The organism is Enhydrobacter sp. (genome assembly GCF_030246845.1).
Taxonomy (GTDB): domain Bacteria; phylum Pseudomonadota; class Alphaproteobacteria; order Reyranellales; family Reyranellaceae; genus Reyranella.
In genome coordinates, this window is record NZ_CP126889.1 from 2,463,541 (window position 1) to 2,479,957 (window position 16,417).

The following is a 16,417-nucleotide window of genomic DNA, read 5'->3' on the forward strand; positions in this document are numbered from 1 at the left end:
GGAGATCCGATGAAGACCGAACGGCGGCTCAAGGAACTGGGTATCGAGCTCGCGCCGGCGACGTCGCCGATGGCCAACTACGTCAATGCCGTGCGCACCGGCAACCTGCTCTATCTTGCGGGCAAGGGGCCCGGTCTGCCCGGCCAGCCGCTGCCGACGGGCAAGGTTGGTCGCGATCTCACGATCGAACAGGCCTACCGGCACGCGCGCGAGACCGGCCTCAACCTGATCGCGGTCATGAAAGCGGAGCTGGGCGACCTTGATCGCGTCAAGCGCATCGTGAAGGTGTTGGGCATGGTGAATGCGCTGCCCGAGTTCGGACGCCAGCCGGAAGTCATCAACGGCTGTTCCGACCTCTTCGTCGAGGTGTTCGGCGATCGCGGCCGGCATGCGCGCTCGGCGGTCGGGATGGGCTCGCTGCCGCGCGGCATTCCGGTCGAGATCGAGGTGATCGTCGAGGTCGAGGACGAGACGCCGGCCGCGCGCCGGTCCGCCGCGGCCAAGGCCGCACCGAGGCGGAAGACGGCGCCGAAGAAGGCGGCGAAAAAGAAGAGCAGGTAGCTGCTTTGACCGACCCCCGTCGGGACTGCTAAGTCCGCCTCCCGACAGGAATCGCAATGGCACCGACACCCAACAGTTTCCGCACCGGGCCCGACGAGCGCGGGCATTTCGGCATCTTCGGCGGCCGCTTCGTCGCCGAGACGCTGATGCCGCTGATCCTCGAGCTGGAGAAAGCCTACAACGAGGCCAAGGCGGATCCGCAGTTCCAGGGCGAGCTCCGCTATCTCCTGGCCCACTATGCCGGCCGCCCCAGCCCGCTCTATTTCGCCGATCGCCTGACCCGGCACCTGGGCGGTGCGAAGGTCTATCTCAAGCGCGACGAGCTGAACCACACCGGCAGCCACAAGATCAACAACGTGCTGGGTCAGGTGCTGCTGGCCAAGCGCATGGGCAAGACGCGGGTGATCGCCGAGACGGGCGCGGGCCAGCATGGCGTCGCGACGGCGACCGCCTGCGCGCTGTTCGACATTCCCTGCGTGGTGTTCATGGGCTCGGTCGATGTCGACCGCCAGGCGCCGAATGTCTTTCGCATGAAGATGCTGGGCGCCGAGGTCCGGCCGGTGGCGGCGGGATCGGCGACGCTCAAGGATGCGATGAACGAGGCGCTGCGCGACTGGGTCGCGACCTGTGAGACGACGTTCTATTGCATCGGCACGGTGGCAGGCCCGCATCCCTATCCGGCGATGGTGCGCGATTTCCAGTGCGTGATCGGCAACGAGGTGCGCAAGCAGATGATGGAAGCCGAAGGCCGGTTGCCCGACACGCTCGTCGCCTGCATCGGCGGCGGCTCGAACGCGATGGGCCTGTTCCATCCCTTCCTCGACGACGCTGGCGTGCGCATCGTGGGCGTGGAGGCGGCCGGCAAGGGCCTCGAGACAGGCGAGCACGCCGCCTCGCTCACCGGCGGCCGGCCCGGCGTGCTGCATGGCAACCGCACCTATTTGTTGCAGGACGAGGAAGGCCAGATCACCGAGGCACATTCGATCTCGGCCGGTCTCGACTATCCCGGCATCGGGCCCGAGCATTCCTGGCTCAAGGAGCAGGGCCGCGTCGAATACGTGTCGGCGACCGACGGCGAGGCGCTCGAGGCCTTCCAGCTCCTCTGCAAGCTCGAAGGCATCATTCCCGCGCTCGAATCGGCGCATGCCCTGGCGCACGTGACGAAGCTCGCGCCGACCTTGCCCAAGGACAATCTGCTCGTGATGAATCTGTCCGGCCGCGGCGACAAGGACGTGCCGCAGGTCGCCGCGCGGCTCGGCGTGAAGATCTGACATGGGCCGCATCACCAGGCGCTTCGCCGAGCTGAAGGCCGACAAGCGCGCCGGTTTCGTGGCCTATGTCACCGCCGGCGACCCCGATCCCGTGCTCAGCTACCAGATCCTGAAGGGCTTGCCTGCGGCCGGAGCGGACCTGATCGAGCTCGGCATGCCGTTCACCGATCCGATGGCGGACGGGCCATCGGTCCAGCAGGCCGGACAACGTGCGCTCAAGGCGGGGATCACTGTCGATGCGACGTTCGACATGGTGCGGCGCTTTCGCAAGGAGACCGGTGACGGTGCAACGCCGGTCCTGCTCATGGGCTATTACAACCTCGTGTCCCAGCGCGGCGTCGAACGCTTCTGCAAGGAGGCTGCCGCGGCCGGAGTCGACGGTCTGATCCTGGTCGATCTGCCGCCAGAGGAAGCGGACGAGCTGAAGCCACACGCGGTTGCAGCCGGCATCGATACCGTTCTTCTCACCGCGCCGACGACCGACGACAAGCGTCTGCCGGCGGTGCTGAAATACGCTTCAGGCTTCGTGTATTTCGTTTCCGTGCTGGGCATCACCGGCACCAAATCGGCGACCGAGGAAGCAGTGCGCACGCATGTCGCGCGCATCAAGCGGCATACCGCCTTGCCGATCAGTGTGGGTTTCGGGATCAAGACGCCGGATCAGGCGGCCGCGGTGGCGCGTCATGCCGACGCGGCGGTCGTCGGCTCGGCGATCGTCGATCGTGTGAAGGCGGGGCTCGACGACCAGGGCAAGCCCAAGCCGGATCTCGTGCCGGGCGTATTCGCCTACGTCAAGGCGCTCGCCGATGGCGTGCGCAGCGTGCGCAAAGTCTAGAGTCCTTTCGATCCGATCTTTGTGATCGTTTTATGAGATCGCGCCATCGGCCATTGTATGGCCGAATTTGCGCTCCCATATGCTTGTCCTGAATCGACGGCAAAGGGAGTGCGCAATGCAGCGGTTCACGACAGAACACCAAGACAGGCTTCATCGGATCTTCACCGCTGCACTCGATCTTCTCGACAAACAGAACCGCGAGCCCGACCGTTGGGAAGAGGAATGCCTTTCCTACGCGCTCGGCGCCATGGCCTGCGGCCTCTATTCGGCGGCCGAGGTCGAGCTTGCGGCCTTCTCGCGGCCGGCGGCCGAGCGGCCGTCGGAAGAGGTCGCAAAGCTCGAGAAGAAGCCGAGCCGATTCACCAAGGACATGCTGCGCCACGGCCTCGATTACGTGCTGCGCCGCAACCAGGGGTCGCGGAGCGTCGCGGACGATATGTCGCTGCCGTCTGCGAGCCACCTCGCCGTCCGCACCTTTCTCGGCGCGTCGCTGTAACGACCTCGCCGAGCGGCGAGCTTCCTCGAACCTTTGGGGCGACTATTCCGCCATTTCCTCGTCGTCGAACAGGAGGTCGGCGACGAACGGGTTGGTCTTGCGTTCCCAGCCGAAGGTCGAGGTCTGGCCGTGGCCGGGCACGAAGCCGATATCCTCGCCCAGCGGCCATAGTCGCTCACGGATCGAGCGCAGAAGCTGGTTGTGGTTGCCGCGCGGGAAGTCGGTGCGGCCGATCGAGCCTCTGAACAATACGTCGCCCACGAAGGCGATCTTCGCCTCCTTGTTCACGAACACGACATGGCCCGGCGTGTGGCCGGGGCAATGGACGACGTCGAGCGTGAGCTTGCCGAGGCTCACCGTGTCGCCATTCACCAGCCAGCGATCCGGCACGAACGGCTTGTAGGCCGGGAAGTTGTACTTGCGGCCCGAGTCGGGCAGGCCCTCGATCAGGAACAGGTCGTCCTCGTGCGGACCCTCGATCTTCACGCCATAGTGCTCGGCCATGGTGCCGGCGGCGGAGGCGTGATCGACATGGCCGTGGGTCAGCAGCACCTTCGTGATCGTGATCCCCTGCTCAGCGATCGCCTGCTTCAACATGTCGAAGTCCCCGCCGGGGTCGACCGCGGTACCCTCCATGGTCTCGGAACACCAGACGATCGAGCAGTTCTGCTGGAACGGCGTGACAGGCGCGATCATGACCTTGATCATGGACCTCCTGTAATGCCTCCCGCGGACACAGGAAAGGGCGTATGCTGCGGTTCCCTCTCGTGACGAAACGTCAATGAAATTGCGCCTTCTGGCAGGACTCGCGGCGTTGCTCGGCCTGGTGGCCGGCCCGGCCGCGGCGCAGTTCACCTCGGTCGTCTCGCCCACCGGTCCGGTCACGGCCGGCCCCTATATCATCGTCGACGCCCATACCGGCGAGACCCTGCTGCAGAGCAATGCCGGTGCGCCCTGGTATCCGGCGTCACTCACCAAACTGATGACGATCTATATCGTCTTCCAGGAACTGAAGGCGGGGCGCCTTACGCTGCAGACGGCGGTGCCGTTCTCGGCCCACGCCGCCAGCATGCCGCCGGCGAAGCTCGGCGTCGGGGTGGGACAGTCGATCACGGTGGAGCAGGCGCTCGAGTCGCTGGTGGCCCATTCGGCCAACGACGTGGCGGCAGCTCTCGGTGAACTGGTCGGCGGATCCAAGCCGGCCTTCACTCAGCGCATGACCCAGACCGCAGCCCACCTCGGCATGACGGCCACGACCTTCGACAATGCCAACGGCCTGCCCGATCCCGGCAATCTGACGACGGCGCGCGATCTCGTCATCCTCGCGATGGCCCTGATCCGCGACTTCCCGCAATACTATAGCTACTTCCAGACCCAGCACTTCATGCTCGGCAAGCGCTGGGTCGGGCCGGGCGTCAGGTTCGTGCGCATGTATGCGCCCTATGCCGACGGTCTGAAGACCGGCTTCATTTGCGCCTCGGGCTTCAATCTCGTGGGCAGCGCCGTGCGCGACGGCCGCCGCCTGATCGGCGTCGCGCTGGGCTTCCGCCGCGCAGACCTGCGCGACGAGTTCCTGGTGCGCCTGTTCGACGAAGCTTATTCGCTCAAGACGGGCGGGGCGCGGCCCAAGGTCTGGCAGATCCACAACGACGGCGGCCAGCCGCCGGTGGTCTTCAGCCAGAGCGAATGCGGCACGATCCGCTACGACATGCCGGGCGATGCGGCCTGGCTCGGCACCTACGGCACCTGGGCCGCCGCCCGTCAGGTCTACGACCGCGGCACGACGGAACTCAACAGGATGGGCGTCGCCCAGCCCGGCAAGGAGTACATCCTGCCGGTCACGGTCAACAAGGCGACGCGGCAGGCGGCGATCATCGCCGACCTGCAGCCGGGGATCGCGCAAAGGCTTTGCGCCGACTACCACGCGCGCAAGCAGTTCTGCGAGGTGAAGAAGCCGCAGGACTTCGAGGCGCCTTTCAGGGGATTCTGGCGCTGACAAACGGGGGCCGGATCGGCTTGGCCGCAGCGATCATTCGTGCCATATCGCGGCCATGAACTGGCTGACCAACTTCGTCCGCCCCAAGCTGCGGGCACTCGTCTCGCGCAAGAAGGAGGCGCCGGAGAATCTCTGGCTGAAATGCCCCAAGTGCGAACAGATGCTGTTCACGCGCGACTGGGAGGCGAACCAGGAGGTCTGCACCCATTGCGGGCACCACATGCGGCTGCGGCCGATGAAGCGGCTGCCCCATCTTTTCGACGACGGAAAGTTCGAGCTGCACGCCCTGCCCAGGGTGATATCCGACCCGCTGAAATTCCGCGACACCAAGCGCTATGACGCGCGCCTGAAGGAAGCCCAGGGCAAGGCTCACGGCGGCGCCGATGCCCTGGTCGTCGCCAGCGGCCTGATGGGCAACCGCCTGACGGTCGTGGCCGCCCTCGATTTCGGCTTCATGGGCGGCTCGATGGGTACCGCCGTCGGCGAGGGGCTGGTGATGGCGGCCGAGCTCGCCGTCGACCGCAAGGCGCCGCTGATCGTGTTCTCCGCCTCGGGCGGCGCGCGCATGCAGGAAGGCATCCTGTCGCTGATGCAGCTCACGCGCACCACCATCGCGGTGCGCCGCGTGAAGGAGGCAGGTCTACCCTACATCGTCGTGCTGACCGATCCGACGACGGGCGGCGTCTCTGCCTCCTTCGCCATGCTGGGCGACGTCCATCTCGCCGAGCCGGAGGCCATCATCGGCTTCGCCGGGCCGCGCGTGATCCAGGACACGATTCGCCAGGAATTGCCGCCGGGCTTCCAGCGCTCCGAATATCTTCTCGAGCACGGCATGGTCGACGCCGTGGTCCATCGCCACAAGCTGCGCGAGACCCTGATCCGGCTGGTCACGCTGCTCATGGATCCGCTGGTGGTCGAAAGCCGCAGCCTCGCCGTCGTCGGCGCCTGAACCTCCGGCACCGGAGCCGAGCATGATCGATCCGATCCTGGAGCGCGTGATGCGGCTCCATCCGCGGTCGATCGATCTCGGCCTCGAGCGCATCGCGCGGTTGCTCGCGGCGCTCGGCTCGCCCGAGCGAAAGCTGCCGCCCATCGTCCATGTCGCCGGCACCAACGGCAAGGGGTCGCTGGTCGCCTATCTCAGGGCGATGGCGGAGGCGGGGGGCTACCGCGTCCATGTCTACACCTCGCCGCATCTCGTGCGCTTCAACGAGCGTATCCGTGTGGCCGGCCGTCTCATCGAGGACAGCGAGCTCGACGCGGTGCTGGGCGACTGCGAGCGGGCCAACGAGGAAAAGCCGATCACCTTCTTCGAGATCACGACGGCGGCCGCCTATCTCGCTTTCTCGCGCGTGCCGGCGGATCTAGCCGTGATCGAGGTCGGCATGGGCGGACGCTACGACGCCACCAACGTGATCGCGCCGACGCTCGCGGCCATCACGCCCATCGGCTACGACCACACGGGCTTCCTCGGCGACAGGCTCGAGGGCATCGCCGGCGAGAAGGCGGGCATCCTGAAGCATGCCGTGCCGGCGGTGATCGGTCGCCAGCGCGCGGTGAGCGCCCAGGTGATCGAGGCCGAGGCATCGACCCTCGCGGCGCCGCTGTTCCGCCTCGGCCGAGAATGGCGGGTCATGCCGGGCCCGGCAGGCTTCCGCTACGAAAGCGACGCCACGACGCTCGATCTTCCGGCGCCGGCGCTCGTGGGGGCGCACCAGATCGACAACGCCGCCACCGCCGTCGCCTGCATCGAGCGTCTGCGGGCGGCGAACTTCGCGATCGACGATCGGGCGATCGCAAAAGGCCTCGCCACGGTCGAGTGGCCGGCGCGGCTGCAGAAGCTCACGCGCGGCCCGCTGGTCGAGGCCCTGCCGCCGGGCTGTGAGCTGTGGCTCGACGGCGGCCACAACGAGGATTGCGGGCTCGCCCTCGCCGGCATGGCGTCGGATTGGGCGAAGGAGCCGGCGCCGCTGCCGCTTTATCTTGTATTCGGCATGTTGACGAGCAAGGACGCTGCGGGCTTCCTGCGGCCGCTGGCGCGCCATGCGCGCGCGGCGCGCGCGGTGCCCTTTCCGGAAGGCCATAGTGCCTATACGCCGCAGGAAGCTTGTGCCAAGGCGGCCGAGGTCGGCCTGGATTGCGCGCCCGCAGACGACATCGGCGCGGCGCTGGAGGACCTTCTGGCCACCCAGCCCGCGCCGATGCGCATTCTGATCTGTGGATCGCTCTATCTCGCCGGCGCCGTGCTGCAACGCAACGGCTGAGCTGGACGCTTAGCTCACGACGGTATTGATCCAGCTCACCAGCCTCTGCTTGGGCTCGGCGCCGATCTTGGTTGCCGCGACCTGGCCGTCCTTGAACAGCAGCAGCGTGGGGATGGAGCGCACGCCGTACTTGGTCGGCACCATCGGGTTCTCGTCGATATTGACCTTCACCACCTTGAGCTTGCCGTCCATCTCCTTGGAGATGTCTTCGAGCGACGGGCCGATCATGCGGCACGGGCCGCACCATTCCGCCCAGAAGTCGACGAGGACGGGTTTGTCGGATTTCAGCACTTCCTGATCGAAGGAGGCATCGGTCGCTTTGACGGTCATGGCGAGGCTCCGCAGACAAATAAGGCCGGTCGATGGACCGGCGTCGCTCTTGGCTCAAAGCTAGGAAGAGGGCCCGGCCAAGTCAAGGTTCGCCCGCGTAAGGCATTGATTTGTCGAGGGTTACTGCGTCAATCTCCATAAGCTTGGGACCCGAGGTCCAGAGCAGGAAAGCCCGTATCGGCCGTCCGGGGTAGATCGCCCCCAGCAGGGCCCGATAGAGCGCGAGCTGGCGACGATAGGCGAGCGGCACCCCAGCGGCATCGGCCGGTGGCGGACGATTGGTCTTGTAGTCGACGATCAGCACCTCGTGTTCGGAGAGGGCCAGCCGGTCGACCTGGCCGCTGACGGTGAACGGACCGCGCGGCGTTTTCACCATGCCGATCAACGGCACCTCGGCGCGCGAGTCTTGGGCGAACAGGAGGGCGTGCGCGGGAGCTTCGGTGACGGCGAGTGCCTCGGCCGCCCATTGGGCGACCTCCTCGTCGGTCAGGCCGTGCGCAGGCTGCGCGAGGAAGCGGCGCGCGGCGGCGGTGCGTTCGGTGGTCGGCATGGTGGGCAAATGGCGCAAAAGCTCGTGCAACAGGCGACCGCGCTTCCAGCGCCCCGACTCGCCCGCCGCAACGGGGCTGAAGGCGCGCGAGCGTGCGGCCAGCTCGTCGGGCAGGGGCTGCGAGGGCGCCAGCGGCGTCGGCGGATCGGGTTCGCGCGGCGCGGCCTGCTCGAGCCAGGTGGGCACGGCAACGATATCGGACAACGGCAGGGCCTGCTGCTCCGGCACGACGATGCGGCCCTCGTTCGTGAGCTCGAAACCTTCGCCCGACCAGCCCTCGTCACCCAACTGTTCGGTGAAGTCGAACGTCCTGGCGGTCGCGCGGCGGCGCCCGGCGCTTTGGCTCCCGACGCTGGCGGCGAGGCCCGTGGCGATGCGGTCGTACCAGCAGCCCGCATCCTGCTTGCGCAGGCCGATCCAGCCGCCGACATAGAGCCGGTCCTCGGCCCGGGTCATGGCGACATAGAGCAGACGGTTCTGCTCCTCGAGGGCCCGCTCGCGCGCCTCCGCGCGCCAGGCGCGGGCCGCCTCGTTGGCATCGTCGGCGCGCGGCAGCCAGAGCCGCGCCTTGCCATCGGCGGCGGCGAGCAGGCGCTCGTTGTCGCGCGGCACCCGCGTGGTGTCGGGCAGGTAGACGATCGGCGCCTGCAGTCCCTTGGAAGCGTGCACGGTGAGTATGCGCACTTCCTGCCGCCGGTTGGCGTCGAGGTCGCGCTTGATCTCGCCGCCGCCGGCCTCGAACCAGCGCAGGAAGCCCTGCAGGGATCCGGCCTCGGAGTGCTGGTACTGCAGCGCGCGCACCAGCAGCTCGTCGATCGGGTCGGAGGCCTCGCGGCCGAGACGCTCCAGCAGCCGCTTGCGGCCGCCTTCGGGCCCCAGCGCCTGCGCGAAGAAGTCGAAGGGCGTGGCGAAATCGGCGCGCGCAAGCCACGCCGACAGGCGCGCATGCGCTTCGGCGAAGCCAGGCTGCCGCGACTGCTCGCGCAAGGCGCGCCACAACGTGCCGCTGCGCTTCCAGGCGAGAGAGAACAGCTCGTCCTCGTCGAGCCCGATCAACGGCGACTTGAGAAGGCAGGCGAGATTGAGATCGTCCTGCGGCAGCAGCACGAAGCGCGCCATCGCGAGCAGATCCTGGATCGCGAGCTCCTGGCCGAGGTCGAGGCGGTCGACGCCCGCGACCTCGATCTGCTCGCGCTTGAGCGCGCGGACGAGCGCGTTCACGAAGGCGTTGCGGCGACGGACGAGCACCATGAAGTGCCCGGCATGCAGGAGCTCTCCCTGGAGTGCCCGCCGTTCCTGTCCGATCAGGCTTTTGGCATGGGCCGCGATCAGATGGGCCAGGCGCTCGTGCGGCGCGACCGTCGTCCCCTGCGGCATTTCGATGTCGGTGGGATCGGCCTCGGCCTTTGCCGGCGCGACCAGCGGCCAGAGCTCGACTCGACCAGGATCGTCTGTGCGGCTCGGCAGATGCAGAACTTCGCCCGGCGCGGCCACGCCCTTCGCCGCATCCGGCTGCTCGAACACCCAGTCGACGGCATCGAGAACGGCCGGCGTCGAGCGGAACGAGACATTGAGATCGACCGACTCGAAGCTCTTTTGGGCCTGCTGGCTCTTCTCCGCGAACCACAACCGCATTTCGGCGAGCTTGCGCGGATCGGCACGCTGGAAGCCGAAGATCGACTGCTTGGTGTCGCCGACGGCGAAGATCGTGCGTTCGCGATCGCCGGAGCCGCCTTCGCCGGCGAAGAACTCCTCGGTCAGGTGACGGATGACCTCCCACTGGTCGGGATTGGTGTCCTGCGCCTCGTCGACCAGCACGTGATCGATGCCGCCATCGAGCTTGTAGAGCACCCAGGCTGCGCTCTCGGCGCTTTCCAGCAGCCGTCGCGTGGAGACGATCAGGTCGTCGTAATCGAGCAACGCGCGCCGTCGCTTGGCCGCGCCGTATCGCTGCGTGATATCGAGGCCCAGTCGCAACAGCGCGCAGGTGAGCTCCGCCAGTGCCCGTCCGCGGGCATGGTCGATCTCGGCGCCCAGCCGTTCGGCTTCGGTGCGCAGCACGAGGTCGATGTCCGTCATCATCGCGACGGCAGCCCTGGATGCGAGCGTCCTTCGCACCTCACCTTTCTCGGTAAAGAACGCTGCCCGATAGGCATCCAGGCACGAGGCGCGATCCGCTCCGGCATCGAGCCAGGCTGCAATCGCGGCGGCGCGCGCGGAATCCGTCTTGCCGCCTCTCGCCAGAGCCCTGATTGCGGCGCGCAATGCCGCCTCGTCCGGCTTGGTGTCCCGATCCTTCTCGCAGCCGAGCCGTCGCATGAGCTGCCGATGGACGCGCGCGAGACCCTGGGCATTGGTGATGCGCGCCAGCAGCCATGTCCGCTCGGCCAGGAGCTTCGTCATCAGCTCGGCATATTCGGCAATCGAGACGCGGCCGGCGACGACGGCGAGCGCCTCGCGCAAGTCCGCCGACGCATCGTCGCGCGCCAGCGTCTCGATCTGCGCATCCTGCGCCTGCCGCAGGAGCGTCGCCGCCTCGGCTTCGTCCATCACCTCGAAGCCGGGCGCCACGCCCGCCTCGAGCGGGAATCGTTTCAGGAGCGCCTGGCAGAATGCGTGGATGGTGAGGATGTTGATGCCACCCGGTGCATCGAGCACGCGCGCGAAGAGACGGCGCGCGACGACACGCTGTTCCGGCTCGGGCGTGCGGTCGATCAGCTTCTCGATCTGCTGGTCGAGCGCCGCCGATGTCGCCATGGCCCAGCCGCCGAGCTGGCTTGCCAGGCGATTGCGCATTTCCGCCGCAGCGGCCTTGGTAAAGGTCAGACAGAGGATGCGCTCGGGCCGCACACCCGCGAGGAGAAGGCGCATCACGCGTTCGGTCAGCACCTTGGTCTTGCCGGTGCCGGCATTGGCTTCCACCCAGGTCGAGCGATCGGGCGCCGTCGCTGCACGCTGGGCCGCGGTCGCAAGCTCGAGGGCGTGGAGTGCGTCGTTCATTCCTCGCCTCCGCCCACCGTCGACCATTCGGCCACGCGCTCGAGATGGCGGTAGTCGTTGAAGTACGGGCCGAACTCCGGCCAGGGCAGGGCGGTGTAGGCTGTCGTCGGGTTGGCAAAATGCGCCGCCATGCGATCGACCAGCGACAGCATGGCCGGCACCAGCTTGGCGCTGTCCTGGACCTCCGTCATCGCGCCGCCGTCGCCCAGGCCGTTGGCCTGCCAGTAGGAGAGATGGACCGCCCGCGCCTTGCCGTCGATGTCGGCAAAGCCGCCATGCTCCGCCATCGCCGCCTCGAGCAGGAGCTGCGGCGCGAACAGGGCGTCGAGTTCCTTGCGCGAGGGCACGCGGCCGGTCTTGTAGTCGATGATCTCCCAGCCGCCCGGCTCGATCTCGTCGATGCGATCGGCGCGCGCTTCGATGACGAGTGGCCGCGTCGCCGTACCGATCGTCATCTCGCCCTTGGTCTCGCTTCCCAGCAGACGCGTGCCTGAGGCGCGCCGGGCGTTCTCGGCGGCGATGAACCAGCGCGCGAGCCGCTGGAAACGCGGCCACCAGAACGCCCGCTCGGCCGGGACGGCCATCAGATCCCGCAGATGCCGCGCGCCCAGCGCCTCGAAGCGCGCGAGCGCATCCGGCGGCAGCAGACCCGAGGGATGCGCCTTCAGGAACTCGTCCAGCGCCCTGTGCAAGGCCGAGCCGCGATCGGCCGCACCCAGCTCCGCCTCCAGGGGATCGAGCGCTTCGAGACCGAGGATACGCCGCGCGTAGAGGCCGTAGGGATCGCGCCGCCATTGCTCGATGGCCGACACCGAAAGCCGTGTCGGCCGCGCCTCGACGGGCGGGCGCGGCTCGGGCCGGCGCCGGGGGCGATAGTGCTTCGGGTCGTCGATCGCCTGGGCCCAGGCGAGCAGGGCGCGCCGGCCGCGCTCGATATATTCGGGCGGCGGCGCGCTACTCTCGGGATCGTGGCCGAAAAGCGCATCGAGCCGGGCGAGCCAGCGCGACGGCACGGTGGGCGCCCCGCCTTCGCGCTGCGCGCGCGTCAGCAGCACGCGCTCGGCAGCCAACGCCGAGGCGAAGTCGTGCGCCGACAGGCCGACACGCCGTTCAGGGGCTGGAAGGCCGAGTGCGGCCCGCATCGGTCGGTTGACCCAAGGTCCCGTCTCGACCGCGGGCGGCCAGGAGCCTTCGTTCAAGCCGCCCAGGATCAGCAGATCGGCGCGCTGCAGGCGCGCCTCCAGCGGCCCCCAGATGGCGAGCCGGGGATGCCAGCCGAAGCGCGGACGCAGCGTCTCCGGCGCCAGCATGGCGGCGAGCAGCGCCGGCCACTCGCCGCCTTGGATGGGACGGCGGCCCTGCCATGCGGTGCGCAGCCGCGCCAGCGCGTCCGCCAGCGCTTCCCCGGCCTCGCCGGACCACAAGACCTCGGGCACCGCCGCCTTCTCGGCGGCGGCGATGGTGGCGTCGAGCAGGGTCAGCGGATCGACCTCCGCGCTCATGGCGGCGGCGAGCGCCGAGGTAGCCTCGTCGATGCGGCTGATCAGGTCGAGCACCCGTCGACTGTCCTGCTCCTTGCCGACCAGCGCCTGCTCGCTGCAGGCCCGCAAAGCGGAAAGGCCCGGCGCCGGCTTCGGGCCGCGCAGGCATTTGCGGTCCAATAGCCGGGCCGCATCGAGCACGTCGGCTCGCGCGAGTCCCAATGTGCACAGCGGATGCTTGAGAAGCGCGAGCAGATCGACCGGGGCGAAAGCGCTGTCGATCGCTGCGACCAGCGCGCGGATCAGCATGGCCGGTGGAGAATGGGCAAGCGGATGGCCGGCGGAATCGTCGATGTCGATGTTCCACCGTTTGAGCTCGGCGGCGACGCGGCGCGCGAGGTCGCGGTCGGGCGTCACCAGCGCCGCGGTACGCGCCGGTGTCTCGAGCGTCTCGCGCAGCGCCAGCGCGATCACCAGGGCTTCCTGGTGCGGCGTTGCGCAGTCGATCCGCGTCACGTGGTCGAGCGCGGCGTCGGGCGGGCGCGACCAGTGCTCGCAGGTCTCGGCCGGCCGCATCAGCTCGGCAATCAGGTGACGCCGCGCCGCATCGCCTGCCTGTCCCGGCCAGTCGGCAACGGCCTTGCGCTCCACGTTGAAGGCGGCAAGCAGTTCCTTGAGCCCGAATTGCGGATGCGACGGGTCGAGCTTCGTCCAGCTTTCGTCATCCATCTCGCGATCGAGCCCGGGCATCACCACGGCGCCCTGCGGCAGCTCGGCGATAACGGCCAGAAGCGCACGCGTCGCCGGCTGCGAGCCGGTCGATCCGGCGGCGATGACCGGCGTTGCGGGCGGCTTCGCCCGCCACTGTGCTGCTTGGGCGCGAAGGGAAGCCGTGCGGCGGGCGATGGGGTCGAGCTGATTGCGTTCCGCCAGTACCTGCGGCCACGCCTTGCCGACGATGGCGAGGAACTCCAACGTGCGTCGCCAGTGGCTGGCGAAGTTGCCCTCTACCAGCGCCTCCAGCTTGGCAAACGGCACGTCGTCGATGGCGAGCTCGTCGATCAGGCCGGCGAGCTCGCGCGCAAGCGACAACGCCTGGGCCGCCGACTGCGCGATCGGCTGGCCCTGGTCGTCCTTGAAGGCGCGCACCAGCTCGGCGAGCAGTGCCTCGCGCTCTGCCGCGTCGATGGCCGGCGGCAAGGCAAGGGCGGCTGCATCATCGGTCAATTCGCTCCAGTCGCCTTCGTCGATGTCTCCGAGAGGAGTGAAGCGCGGCAATATCGTGGGCTTGCCGTCGGAAGCGCGCAGGAAGGCATCGCTGACGGCCTGCACGGAGCGGCGCGTGGGCAGCAGGATCAGGACATCGGCCAGGGCCAGCGGGTCGCGGCCATGCTCGGCGAGCACGCCGCGTGCGAGCTCGTCGGCGAAACGGCGGTCCATGCCGATGGTGAAGACGCCTCTCATCGCAGGGCCCTTTCCGCCTCGGCGAGCGCCTGCGGCGTTCCGACGTGGAACCATCGGCCGTCATGGACCAGTCCGTGGAGACGGCCGGCCGCCTCGGCACGTGTCCACAGCTTCAGCAGGGAGAATGGCCCGTCGGGCGAATCGCGAAAAAGATCCGCGCCGCAAATCGAGACACTGGCGAAGAGATACGGCGCGCGCTCCGTCGCGCCGCGATAGCGGGCGCGGCCATCCGTTTTGAGGAAATAGTCGCCTCGCTCCTTCGCTTCGCGCCCGATGGCGATCTCGAGTGGATGCAGGAGAAGCAGCGCGTCCATGCGCCGAGGATTCCACGCGTCCGCCATGCGGTCCAACATCGGCGTGGCCCCATCGCTCCACAGGCCGTCGCCGTTGAGGATGAAGAACGGCCCGCCGCCCAGCAGCGGCAGGGCGTTCTTCACGCTGCCGCCGGTTTCGAGCAGGCGCTCCTCGTGCACGATGGCGGCACGGCCCGCGAGATGCGCCGCGATCTGCTCGCCGAGATGATGGACGTTGACGACGATCTTGCGGACGCCATGTGCCGTCAGCCGGTCCATCGTGCGATCCAGCAGCGACCGGCCGGCCACAGTAAGAAGCGGCTTGGGAACCCTGTCGGTCAGCGGCCGCATGCGCTCGCCGCGGCCGGCTGCGAGGATCATGGCGGTCTCGATCATGCGGCGCCGATCCCGCGGATCGGCGGGGGCAGCAGCCGGTCCACCCAATGGCGCAAGGGCTCCAGCGCCTCGTGCCGAAGAGCGCGCTCGAACAGGCGCCAGACACGCGGCAGATGGGGCAGGTAGGTCGGTTTGCCGTCGCGCTTCCACAGACGAACGAAGAGGCCTATCACGCGGGCATGGCGCTGGGCGGCCATGAGCGCAAAGCCGGTCTGGAAGTCCGTGGCATCGAGTCCGGCAGCGCCGACATAGCGCGCGAAGCAGGCGTCATGGACGGCGGGCGAGACGTCGCGGCGCGCATCCTCGATCAGCGAGACGAGATCGTAGGAAGGGTGGCCGCGCTGCGCATCCTGGAAGTCGAGCAGGCCGCAGGCACGCACCCCAGGCCGTCCCGGCAGCCAGACGAGATTGTCCTTGTGATAGTCGCGCAGGAGAAGCGCGTCGGCCGTCGCTGGCAGATAGCCCAGGCAGCGCTGCCACGCCGCGCGATAGGCCTCGGTCTCCTCGGCCGACGCCTCATGCCCGGTCGCCGCGGGCAGATACCATTCGGGCAGCAGCATGGCCGCCTCGATCAGGGCCTCTCCCGCATAGGCGCCGAGGTCCGGCAGCAGGCCTCGATCCGGGGCCGCGTGCAGTGTCGCCAGGACGTCGGTGGCGACGCTGTACAGCTCGGCCTCGTCGCCACCCCGCTCCAGCACGCAGGCAAACGTGTCGTCACCGAGATCCTCCAGCAGCAGGAAACCATGCGCCGGATCCTCGGCGAGGATTTCCGGTGGGCTCAAGCCGAGGGCGAGGAGATGGCGGCCGATGCGCACGAAGGGCCGTACGTCCTCGTTGGGCGGCGGCGCATCCATCACCACTGCCGTTCCTCTGCAGCCGTGCAGCCGGAAGTAGCGGCGGAACGAGGCGTCGCCCGCCAGCGGCGTCTCCCGGGCATTGCCCCAGCCCGAGCGCCGGATGAAGTCCGCGCGCAGCCTCGTCCGATCAGACATTGACCAACCGATCCTCCCCCTCCAGCACGATACGCCGACCGTCGCCTTCGATGGAAAGCGTCGCCTTCAGCCGTTCTCTGGGCAACAGGGCGCCCAGCCGCTCCGGCCACTCCACCAGCACGACGCCGTCCGCGCGCGCTTCCTCCCAGCCGAGCTCCAACACCTGCCGAGGGTCGTCCAGCCGATAGAGATCGAAATGCCAGAAGGCACCCCGGGGGGTGTCATAGACCTCCACCAGGGTGAAGGTCGGGCTGGGCACGACCAGCGCCCTGTCGCCCGCTGCGGCGCGCAGGATGGCGCGCGCAAGGGTCGTCTTGCCGGCCCCGAGGCCGCCTTCGAGCGCCACCACATCGCGCGGCCGCAGCCGGCCCGCGAGCGCCGCGCCCAGCCGTTCGGTCGCGGCTTCGTCGGGCAGGGACAAAGAAAAAGTCGGCATCTCTCGACGCCGACTTCTAGCATGCGATGCCCTGTGGGCGGTTATCCCGGAC

General features: G+C 68.4%; 14 protein-coding genes. 7 read left to right on the forward strand and 7 right to left on the reverse strand.

What is annotated here, in order from left to right; genetic code table 11:
- Window positions 1-9: 9 nt before the first annotated feature.
- From OJF58_RS12345 to OJF58_RS12360, 4 genes are all read left to right on the forward strand, one after another.
- A complete protein-coding gene (locus OJF58_RS12345; protein WP_366526831.1) occupies window positions 10-561 on the forward strand; it encodes a RidA family protein in 552 nt (183 codons plus the stop codon).
- A gap of 56 nt (window positions 562-617) precedes the next feature.
- Window positions 618-1,832, forward strand: coding sequence for a tryptophan synthase subunit beta (gene trpB, locus OJF58_RS12350; protein WP_300784697.1), 1,215 nt, complete (start codon window positions 618-620; stop codon window positions 1,830-1,832).
- Between the two features lies 1 nt (window position 1,833).
- Window positions 1,834-2,667, forward strand: a complete 834-nt coding sequence (trpA, locus tag OJF58_RS12355) for a tryptophan synthase subunit alpha (protein WP_300784698.1) — start codon at window positions 1,834-1,836, stop codon at window positions 2,665-2,667.
- A gap of 115 nt (window positions 2,668-2,782) precedes the next feature.
- The gene (locus OJF58_RS12360; RefSeq protein WP_300784699.1) at window positions 2,783-3,163 is read left to right on the forward strand and encodes a hypothetical protein; all 381 of its coding nucleotides are present in this window, start codon (window positions 2,783-2,785) and stop codon (window positions 3,161-3,163) included.
- 42 nt (window positions 3,164-3,205) lie between these two features.
- On the opposite strand, the gene OJF58_RS12365 is transcribed toward OJF58_RS12360, so the two are convergent.
- Window positions 3,206-3,871 carry an MBL fold metallo-hydrolase gene (locus OJF58_RS12365; protein WP_300784700.1) on the reverse strand — a complete coding sequence of 222 codons (666 nt, stop codon included), beginning with the start codon at window positions 3,869-3,871 and terminating at the stop codon, window positions 3,206-3,208.
- Between the two features lie 73 nt (window positions 3,872-3,944).
- On the opposite strand from OJF58_RS12365, the gene OJF58_RS12370 reads away from it, so the two are divergent.
- Genes OJF58_RS12370 through OJF58_RS12380 form a run of 3 tightly spaced genes read left to right on the forward strand, consistent with a single transcriptional unit; the run spans window position 3,945 to window position 7,423 of the window.
- Window positions 3,945-5,159, forward strand: coding sequence for a D-alanyl-D-alanine carboxypeptidase family protein (locus OJF58_RS12370; protein WP_300784701.1), 1,215 nt, complete (start codon window positions 3,945-3,947; stop codon window positions 5,157-5,159).
- 55 nt (window positions 5,160-5,214) lie between these two features.
- Entirely contained in the window at window positions 5,215-6,108 is an 894-nt protein-coding gene (gene accD / locus OJF58_RS12375) for an acetyl-CoA carboxylase, carboxyltransferase subunit beta (protein WP_300784702.1), read from the forward strand.
- Window positions 6,109-6,130: 22 nt separating this feature from the next.
- Complete coding sequence (locus OJF58_RS12380; RefSeq protein WP_300784703.1) at window positions 6,131-7,423, forward strand: folylpolyglutamate synthase/dihydrofolate synthase family protein; 1,293 nt, start codon at window positions 6,131-6,133, stop codon at window positions 7,421-7,423.
- A gap of 9 nt (window positions 7,424-7,432) precedes the next feature.
- On the opposite strand, the gene trxA is transcribed toward OJF58_RS12380, so the two are convergent.
- The 6 genes from trxA to tsaE all read right to left on the reverse strand — a co-directional run bounded on the left by trxA (window position 7,433) and on the right by tsaE (window position 16,365).
- Window positions 7,433-7,753 (reverse strand): thioredoxin, encoded by a 321-nt coding sequence (gene trxA, locus OJF58_RS12385; protein ID WP_300784704.1) that lies wholly within the window; start codon window positions 7,751-7,753, stop codon window positions 7,433-7,435.
- 82 nt (window positions 7,754-7,835) lie between these two features.
- The gene (gene addA, locus OJF58_RS12390; protein WP_300784705.1) at window positions 7,836-11,303 is read right to left on the reverse strand and encodes a double-strand break repair helicase AddA; all 3,468 of its coding nucleotides are present in this window, start codon (window positions 11,301-11,303) and stop codon (window positions 7,836-7,838) included.
- Entirely contained in the window at window positions 11,300-14,248 is a 2,949-nt protein-coding gene (addB, locus tag OJF58_RS12395) for a double-strand break repair protein AddB (protein ID WP_300784706.1), read from the reverse strand. The genes addA and addB overlap by 4 nt, the downstream gene beginning before the upstream one ends.
- A complete protein-coding gene (locus OJF58_RS12400) occupies window positions 14,245-14,937 on the reverse strand; it encodes a nucleotidyltransferase family protein (protein WP_300784707.1) in 693 nt (230 codons plus the stop codon). Before OJF58_RS12400 ends, addB begins: the two co-directional genes overlap by 4 nt.
- A complete protein-coding gene (locus OJF58_RS12405) occupies window positions 14,934-15,929 on the reverse strand; it encodes a phosphotransferase (protein ID WP_300784708.1) in 996 nt (331 codons plus the stop codon). The genes OJF58_RS12400 and OJF58_RS12405 overlap by 4 nt, the downstream gene beginning before the upstream one ends.
- Window positions 15,922-16,365: a tRNA (adenosine(37)-N6)-threonylcarbamoyltransferase complex ATPase subunit type 1 TsaE gene (gene tsaE / locus OJF58_RS12410; protein ID WP_300784709.1), complete on the reverse strand. Its 444-nt coding sequence runs from the start codon at window positions 16,363-16,365 to the stop codon at window positions 15,922-15,924. The genes OJF58_RS12405 and tsaE overlap by 8 nt, the downstream gene beginning before the upstream one ends.
- Window positions 16,366-16,417 lie beyond the last annotated feature (52 nt).